This is a genomic window from Georgenia sp., assembly GCF_054605595.1.
This window is the reverse complement of the sequence record NZ_JBTSDU010000132.1, coordinates 1-8,214: the sequence shown is the minus strand read 5'-3', so window position 1 is coordinate 8,214 and position 8,214 is coordinate 1. Positions and strand designations below refer to the sequence as shown.

The following is an 8,214-nucleotide window of genomic DNA, read 5'->3' as shown; positions in this document are numbered from 1 at the left end:
CTGCGTCCCGAGCTGGCGGCGGAGATCACGCTCCAACCCGTCCGGCGCCATGGCGTGGACGCCGCCATCCTCTTCTCCGACATCGTCGTGCCGCTGAAGCTGGCCGGGATCGACGTCGAGATCCAGCCCGGCGTCGGTCCCGTGGTCGCCGAGCCGGTCCGCACCCGCACCGATGTCGACCGCCTCATCGAGCGCCGCCCCGGGGACCACACGGCGATCGAGGAGGCGGTGCGTCTCGTCGTCGCCGAGCTCGGCGAGACGCCGCTCATCGGCTTCGCCGGAGCCCCGTTCACGCTCGCTGCCTACCTCGTGGAGGGCCGCCCCTCCCGCGACCACCTCGCCGCGCGCGCGCTCATGCACGCCGACCCCGAGACGTGGCGCCACCTCATGCGCTGGACCGCGGACATCACCGGCACGTTCCTGCGTGCCCAGATCCGCGCCGGTGCGCGGGCCGGCCAGCTCTTCGACTCCTGGGCCGGCTCGCTCTCGCTCGCGGACTACACCACCTGTGCCGCCCCGTACAGCGCCCGCGCACTGTCCCGCGTGAACGGTCTGGGGGCACCGCTCGTGCACTTCGGCACCGGTACGGGTGAGCTCCTGGTGGCCATGCGCGACGCGGGCGCGGACGTCATCGGGGTGGATCACCGCACCCCCCTGGACGAGGCCGACCGTCGGCTCGGCGGGCGCACGCCGCTCCAGGGCAACATCGATCCGGCGCTGCTGAGCGCACCGTGGGACGTCCTCGAGGCGCACGTGCGCGAGGTCGTCGAGGCCGGCCGCGCCGCCCCGGGGCACGTCGTCAACCTCGGCCACGGCGTCCCGCCCACGACCGACCCAGGCGTGCTGACCCGCATCGTCGACCTCGTGCACTCCCTATGAGCGGCGGCGGCGAAGCCGCGGACACGGGTGGCGAGCGTGTCGACGCCGTCGTCATCGGCGGTGGCATCGCCGGGCTCACCGCCGCCCACCGGCTCGTCGGCCACGGCCTGCGGCCGGTGGTGCTCGAAGCGGGCCGCGACGTCGGCGGGCTGGTCGCCGCGGGCACCGTGGCCGGTTACACGGTCGACGTCGGGGCCGAGTCCTTCAGCCTGCGCCGTCCCGAGGTCCTCGCGCTGGTGCACGCACTGGGTCTGACGGCCGAACAACCCGGCGCGACCTCGTGGGTGTGGTCCGAGGTGGGCGGGGCCGCCCGGGCGTACGCGATGCCCCGCGAGTCGATCCTCGGGATCCCGGCGGACCCGTTCGCCGACGACGTCGTCGCCGCCCTCGGAGCGGACGGCGCCGCCGAGGCCGCCCGCGACGCCGACCTGGGGCCCGACGTCGGCGCGGACGCCCCGGACCTCGCCACGCTCGTCCGCACCCGCATGGGCACGGCGGTGCTCGAGCGGCTCGTGGTGCCCGTGGCGGGCGGCATCCACAACGCCGACCCCGCGGACCTCGCCGTCGACTCCGTCGCCCCCGGCCTGCGGGCCGCGCTCGCCGAGCACGGCTCCCTCGCCGCCGCCGTGCGGGCCCTGCGCGCCGCCGCACCGCCCGGCGCCGCCGTCGCGACCACGGTGGGTGGCCTGTTCCGCCTGCCCGGCGCGCTGGCGACGGCCGTGACCGCCGCCGGTGGCGAGGTCCGGACCGCCACCGCGGCCACCGGTCTGCGGCGGCTGCCCGGCGGTGACTGGCTCGTGACCGCCGGCGCCAGCACCCTGCGCACCCCGCGCGTCGTGGTCGCCACGCCCGGCGCGGTGGCGCTGGAGCTGTTGCGCGGGACGCTCCCGCTCGACGACGTCACGCTGCCGGCGGGCAGCACCATCACGCACGTGACGCTGGTCGTCCACGCCCCGGAGCTCGACGTCGCCCCGCGCGGCTCGGGCCTGCTCGTCCCGCCCGGCACGAGCCGGGTGACGGCGAGGGCCTTGACGCACCTGTCGGCGAAGTGGCCCTGGCTGGGCGCCACGACCGCGCCGGGGGACCACGTGCTGCGGGTGTCCTACGGCCGGCCGGGCGAGGATGCCGCGGTGGCCGCCGCCGGCGCGCTGCGCGACGCCGCCACGCTCCTCGGTGTCCCGCTCACCCGGGAGAACCTGCTCGACATGGTGGTGATCCGGCGCGCGGGTACGCTCGCCGCCACGACGCCGGCGCACCGGGACCGGGTGATCGCACTGACCCACCACGCCCGACAGGTGCCGGGGTTGGCGCTGGCGGGGGCCTGGGTCGCCGGGACCGGGCTCGGAGCGGTCGTCCCGCACGCGCAACGGTCCGTCGACGACGCCGTCGCCGGGGCCGGGACCGGCGCGAAATAGCACGTCAATGCCCGGACCGATCTGACATTCCGTCGATATGTCGGCCCATCCCGACATCACAGCAGACCATTGTTCTGACACCACGTCACGACAATGCGCAGAATTGCGCCCGGCGCGGTCCCGACCGGCCGTCTCGACATTTCTCGTGCCGATCCGCAAACTGTCCTGGTGCCCTCCACCCCACCCCCGCTGCGTGTCGGAACCCGAGCCAGCGAGCTGGCGCTGAGCCAGACGGGCATGGTCGCCACGGCCCTCGAGGCGGCGTCGGGGCGCACGGTCGAGCTCGTCCGCATCCGCACGGCGGGCGACCGGTCCCGCGCCTCGCTCGCCGCCCTCGGCGGCACCGGCGTCTTCGCCGTCGCGTTGCGCGAGGCACTGCTGGAGGGCCGGTGCGACATCGCCGTCCACTCCCTCAAGGACCTGCCCACCGCCCCCGCCCCGGGACTGACCGTCGCCGCGCTGCCCGAGCGCGCCGACCACCGCGACGTCCTGTGCTCCCGGGAGGGCTGGACGCTGGCGGGCCTGCCCGCCGGGGCCCGCGTCGGGACCGGCTCGCCGCGTCGCGCGGCCCAGCTCCGCCTCGCCAGGCCGGACCTGGCGGTCGTGGACCTGCGCGGCAATGTCGGGACGCGGCTGAGCCGGGTCGGGGACGACCTCGACGCCGTCGTCCTCGCCCGCGCGGGGCTGGAGCGGCTGAGCCTGCTCGACCACGTCACCGAGACGCTCGCCCCCACGACGATGCTGCCCTCCCCCGGCCAGGGCGCGCTGGCGGTCGAGTGTCGCACCACCGACGTCGGCGACGGCCCGCTCGAGGCCACCATGCGCGCGCTCGACCACCTGCCCACGCGCCTCGCCGTCGTCGCGGAACGCACCCTGCTCGGCACGCTCGAGGCCGGGTGCGCGGCGCCCGTCGCGGCGTGGGGGCGGGTCTCGTACGGCTCCGACGGTGCACCCACCCGCCTCGAGCTGCGCGCCGGGGCCTTCGCGCCCGACGGCGGCCGCCACCTGATCCGCACCGCCGGCGTCGACCTGCCCGGCGACGCCGCGAACGGCCTGGCGGCCCCCACCGACGGCGCCCCGGCGCCCGGTACCGCGAACGCTGCCGCCCTCGCCGCGGCCCACGACCTGGGCATCTCGACGGCCGCCGCGCTCCTCGCCGACGGCGCCGCCGAGATCGCCGGGCTGCCGCGGTCATGACGGGCACTGCCGCGGGCCTCGCCCGACGCCGCATCCTCGTTCCGCGCCCCCGCCCGGGCGACGCCATCGTGGCCGCCGTCCACGCGGCGGGCGGCGAGGCGGTGCCCACCGAGCTGGTCCGCAGTGCCGTCGTCGAGCCGACCACCGAGCTCGACGCCGCGCTGCGCCGCCTGCCGACCTGCTACGCGTGGCTCGCCGTGACGAGCCCGACCACCGTCGAGATCCTGCTCGACCGGGCGGCCGCGCTGGACACCACGCTGCCGTCGCTGATCGGCGCCGCGCGCGTGGCCGCGGTCGGCCCGGGGACGGCGCGCACCCTCACCGCCGCGGGTGTGGGCGTGGACCTGGTCCCGACCGGGGAGTCGAGCGCGGCCGCACTCGTGGCGGCCTGGCCGCGACCGACGGCGGGCGCGGTGCTCTTTCCCCGCTCCGAGATCGCCGCACCCACGCTCGCCGACGGGCTCCGCGCCCTGGGCCTGCGGGTTGACGACATCGTCGCCTACCGCACGCGCACGGCACCCTCCCCGGACGAGGCGGTGGCACCGGACCTGGCCGGCGGCCGGATCGACGCCGTGCTCCTGACCTCCCCGTCGACCGCCCGGGCGCTCGTGAGCCTGTACGGCGTGCCGCCCGCGCGTATCTGCGCGATCGGGGCGGCGACGGCGCAGGCGGCGACCGAGGCGGGCCTGCGGGTGCACGCGGTCGCGGCGGAGCAGACACCCGCCGGACTCGTCGCCGCAGCCGCCCGGGCGCTGAGCGACGCCCCGCCCGCCGCGACGAAGCGTCTCGGGAGCACATCTGCCGGGGACGACCCCGGACACCACGCCCGCGGGGGCCACCCCTTCTCGCCCGCGCCGAACGGATCGGAGTCCTCATGACCAGCATCCCCGCCGCCCGCACCGCCACCCCGGCCGTCGCCCCCGCCGAGCGGCCCCGCCGGCTGCGCGCCACCCCGGCCCTGCGCCGGCTCGTGGCGGAGCACCGCACCGCCCCGGCGGACCTCGTGCTGCCGATGTTCGTGCGAGAGGGCCTGTCCGAGCCGAACCCGCTCACCTCGATGCCCGGCGTCGTCCAGCACACGCTCGACTCCCTCCGACGGTCCGCCGTCGAGGCCGCCGAGGCGGGCGTGGGCGGGCTCATGCTCTTCGGGGTGCCGGCGATGCGTGACGCCTTCGGCTCCGGCGCGACCGACCCCGACGGCATCCTCAACGTCGGGCTCCGCGCGCTGGTCGAGGAGGTCGGGGACGCCGTCGTCGTCATGTCCGACCTGTGCCTGGACGAGTTCACCGACCACGGCCACTGCGGCGTGCTCGACGGCGCCGGCAACGTGGACAACGACGCGACGCTGGTGCGCTACCAGGACATGGCGCTCGCGCAGGCCGCCACCGGCGCCCACCTGCTCGGGCTGTCCGGGATGATGGACGGTCAGGTCGCAGCGGTGCGCGAGGTGCTCGAGGCGGACGGGTACACCGACACCTCGGTGCTGGCCTACTCGGCCAAGTACGCCTCGGCGTTCTACGGCCCGTTCCGCGACGCCGTCGACTCCCAGCTCAGCGGTGACCGCAAGACGTACCAGATGGACCCGGCGAACGGGCGGGAGGGGCTGCGCGAGGCCACGCTCGATCTCGCCGAGGGCGCCGACGTCGTCATGGTGAAGCCGGCGATGAGCTACCTCGATGTGCTCGCGGAGGTCGCCCAGCTCTCCCCGGTCCCGGTCGCGGCGTACCAGGTCTCCGGCGAGTACTCGATGGTCGAGGCCGCCGCCGCGCAGGGCTGGATCGACCGGCGCCGGGCGATCGAGGAGTCGGTGCTGAGCATCCAGCGCGCCGGGGCGGACTTCGTCCTGACCTACTGGGCCACCGAGCTGGCCCGCTGGGTCCGGTGAGGCCCGCCCCGCCGCCGGGTCCGGTACAGCCCGAGCTGCCGCTGGGTCCGGCGCGGCCCGCCCCGCCGTCTCGCGCCTAAGGTGAAGCCGCACCCAGCGTCCCTATCTCGCCGTGGTCGCGCTTATGGTGAGGATTTGCTGGCATATCACCAGCAATTCCTCACCACAGCGCAACCTCTCCCCAGGGCGGGGCGGGGCAGGGCGACCGGTTGCCAACCGCAACCGCACCGGCCCGCACCGCGCCTTCCCTAACCGCAACCGCAACCGCAACCGCACCGCACCGCACCGCAACCGCACCGCACCGCACGAAGGAGATCCCATGACCGATGACATGCACGCGCTGTTCGATCGTGCCCGCGCCGTCATTCCCGGCGGCGTGAGCTCGCCCGTGCGCGCGTACGGCTCGGTCGGTGGGGACCCCCGGTTCATCGCCTCGGCCCGCGGTCCGTACCTCACCGACGTGAGCGGGCAGGAGTACGTGGACCTGGTCATGTCCTGGGGCCCCGCGCTGCTCGGGCACGCCCACCCCGAGGTCGTCGCCGCCGTCGAGGCCGCGGCCCGCCGTGGGCTCTCGTTCGGGGCGCCGACCGAGGCGGAGGTCGAGCTCGCCGAGGCCGTGCGGGATCGGGTCGCCCCGGCGCGCAAGGTCCGCTTCGTCTCCACCGGGACGGAGGCCACGATGACCGCCGTCCGGCTGGCGCGCGGCGCCACCGGTCGTGACGTCGTCGTGAAGTTCGCCGGCTGCTACCACGGCCACGTCGACTCCCTGCTCGCCGAGGCGGGCTCCGGCGTCGCCACGTTCGGCCTGCCCGGCTCCGCCGGCGTGACGGCGGCGACTGCGGCGGAGACCATCGTCGTGCCGTACAACGACGTCGAGGCGCTCGAGGCCGTCTTCGCCGCGCGTGGCGACGAGATCGCCGCCGTCATCACCGAGGCCGCGCCCGCGAACATGGGCGTGGTGCCGCCCGATCCCGGGTTCAACGCCGCCCTGCGCCGCCTCACCGCCGAGCACGGCGCGCTGCTGATCCTCGACGAGGTCCTCACGGGCTTCCGCGTCGGCACCGCCGGCTGGTGGGGGCTCGACGGCGCCGCGTCGGGCGGGGACGTCACCGCCACCGGCTCCTCGCCGTGGACGCCGGACCTGTTCACCTTCGGCAAGGTGCTCGGCGGCGGGATGCCGCTCGCGGCGCTCGGCGGCCGCGCCGATCTGATGGACCTCCTCGCGCCGGCCGGGCCGGTGTACCAGGCGGGCACGCTCTCCGGGAACCCACTCGCGACCGCGGCCGGACTGGCCACGCTGCGCCTCGCCGACGACGTCGTGTACCGGCGCGTGGACGCCGTCGCCGCCACGATCGCCGACGCCGCCGGGGCCGCGCTGACCGCCGCCGGGGTCCCGCACCGGGTGCAGCGGGCCGGGAACCTCTTCTCGGTGTTCTTCGGCGAGGGCGCCGCACGGGACGGGGTGAAGAGCTACGCCGACGCCCAGGCGCAGGACACGTTCCGGCACCCGCCCTTCTTCCATGCGATGCTCGACGCCGGTGTGGCGCTGCCACCGAGCGCCTTCGAGGCCTGGTTCGTCTCCGCCGCGCACGACGACGCCGCCGTCGAGACGGTCCTCACGGCACTGCCGAAGGCGGCCCGGGCGGCCGCGGCGGCGCGCCCGGCCTGAGCGGCGGGCCGGTCCGCCGCTCAGGCCTCGGGTGGCGCCTCGGCATCCTCGGTCTCGTCCCGCTCGGCCCACGCGAGCAGCGGCACGATGTCGAAGACGGCGTCGTCGATGCCGGCGTGCAGGTCCCCCAGCGCGGCGTACCGCGCCGGCATGGTGGCGACGGTGAAGTCCCCCGGTTCACAGTCGGGGACCTCGTCCCAGGTCAGCGGCGCGGAGACGGTCGCCCGCGGCGTGCCACGCACCGAATGGGCGCAGGCGATGGTGTGGTCGCGGGCGTTCTGGTTGAAGTCGACGAACACCTTCGACGGGTCGCGGTCCTTGCGCCACCACGTCGTCGTCGCGTCGTCGGGGGTGCGCCGCTCGACCTCTCGAGCGAAGGCGAGCGCGGCCCGGCGCACATCGGTGAAGCCGTGCTCGGGGCGGATGCGCACGTACACGTGGAGGCCGTCGCCGCCGGTGGTCTTCGGGAAGCCGGTGGCGCCGAGCTCGTCGAGGACCTCCTGGGCCACCTGGGCCACGCGCCGGACGGTGGCGAAGTCGCACGTGTCGCCGGGGTCGAGGTCGATGCGCCACTCGTCCGGCTTCTCGACGTCGGCCCGGCGGCTGTTCCACGGGTGGAACTCGACGGTGGACATCTGCACGGCCCAGATCACCTGCGCGAGCTCGGTGACGCACAACTCGTCCGCGTCGCGGTCATAGCGCGGGAAGTGGACGCGGACGGTCTGCACCCAGTCGGGCGCGCCGCGCGGCAGCCGCTTCTGGTGGACCTTCTCTCCCTCGATGCCGTCGGGGAAGCGGTGCAGCATGCACGGCCGTTCTCGCAGGGCGTTGACGACGCCGTCCCCGACCGCGAGGTAGTACCGGGCCAGGTCCAGCTTCGTGTGACCCGGGCCGGGGAAGTACACCCGGTCCGGGTTGCTGATCCGCACGGTGCGTCCGCCGACGTCGAGCTCGGTCGCGGGCGCCGTCGCCTTGGCCATGGGTCTACTCCACCACAGGCGGGCCCAGGGGGTCAGGGGTCAGGGGTCAGGGGTCAGGGGTCAGGGGTCAGCGGTCAGCGGTCAGGGGTCAGGGGGGCGGCACGAAAACTCCCAGATCGCCTTCGGGTTCACGGGCCCAGGTGTCGGCGGTCAGCGGTCAGCGGTCAGCGGAGCGGCGGCGCGGTCGCC

General features: G+C 75.7%; 7 protein-coding genes. 6 read left to right on the top strand and 1 reads right to left on the bottom strand.

Annotated features, from left to right (window positions below):
* The 6 genes from ACYC1Z_RS12810 to hemL all read left to right on the top strand — a co-directional run.
* A partial coding sequence (locus ACYC1Z_RS12810; RefSeq protein WP_461409911.1) for a uroporphyrinogen decarboxylase occupies positions 1 to 879 on the top strand: 879 nt, incomplete at its 5' end.
* Positions 876 to 2,294, top strand: coding sequence for a protoporphyrinogen/coproporphyrinogen oxidase (locus tag ACYC1Z_RS12805; RefSeq protein ID WP_461409910.1), 1,419 nt, complete (start codon positions 876 to 878; stop codon positions 2,292 to 2,294). The genes ACYC1Z_RS12810 and ACYC1Z_RS12805, both read left to right, overlap by 4 nt.
* Positions 2,295 to 2,462: 168 nt before the next feature.
* A complete protein-coding gene (gene hemC, locus ACYC1Z_RS12800; RefSeq protein ID WP_461409909.1) occupies positions 2,463 to 3,491 on the top strand; it encodes a hydroxymethylbilane synthase in 1,029 nt (342 codons plus the stop codon).
* Positions 3,488 to 4,369: a uroporphyrinogen-III synthase gene (locus ACYC1Z_RS12795; RefSeq protein ID WP_461409908.1), complete on the top strand. Its 882-nt coding sequence runs from the start codon at positions 3,488 to 3,490 to the stop codon at positions 4,367 to 4,369. The genes hemC and ACYC1Z_RS12795 overlap by 4 nt, the downstream gene beginning before the upstream one ends.
* Entirely contained in the window at positions 4,366 to 5,376 is a 1,011-nt protein-coding gene (hemB, locus tag ACYC1Z_RS12790; protein WP_461409907.1) for a porphobilinogen synthase, read from the top strand. Before ACYC1Z_RS12795 ends, hemB begins: the two co-directional genes overlap by 4 nt.
* 319 nt (positions 5,377 to 5,695) lie before the next feature.
* Positions 5,696 to 7,045, top strand: coding sequence for a glutamate-1-semialdehyde 2,1-aminomutase (hemL, locus tag ACYC1Z_RS12785; protein ID WP_461409906.1), 1,350 nt, complete (start codon positions 5,696 to 5,698; stop codon positions 7,043 to 7,045).
* 20 nt (positions 7,046 to 7,065) lie between these two features.
* On the opposite strand, the gene ligD is transcribed toward hemL, so the two are convergent.
* Complete coding sequence (gene ligD, locus ACYC1Z_RS12780) at positions 7,066 to 8,025, bottom strand: non-homologous end-joining DNA ligase (protein WP_461409905.1); 960 nt, start codon at positions 8,023 to 8,025, stop codon at positions 7,066 to 7,068.
* Positions 8,026 to 8,214 lie beyond the last annotated feature (189 nt).

Coding starts and splice junctions, on each gene's coding strand:
- hemL (WP_461409906.1), top strand. CDS start 5,696: ATGACCGATGACATGCACGCGCTGTTCGATCGTGCCCGCGCCGTCATT.
- ligD (WP_461409905.1), bottom strand. CDS start 8,025: ATGGCCAAGGCGACGGCGCCCGCGACCGAGCTCGACGTCGGCGGACGC.
- ACYC1Z_RS12805 (WP_461409910.1), top strand. CDS start 876: ATGAGCGGCGGCGGCGAAGCCGCGGACACGGGTGGCGAGCGTGTCGAC.
- hemB (WP_461409907.1), top strand. CDS start 4,366: ATGACCAGCATCCCCGCCGCCCGCACCGCCACCCCGGCCGTCGCCCCC.
- ACYC1Z_RS12795 (WP_461409908.1), top strand. CDS start 3,488: ATGACGGGCACTGCCGCGGGCCTCGCCCGACGCCGCATCCTCGTTCCG.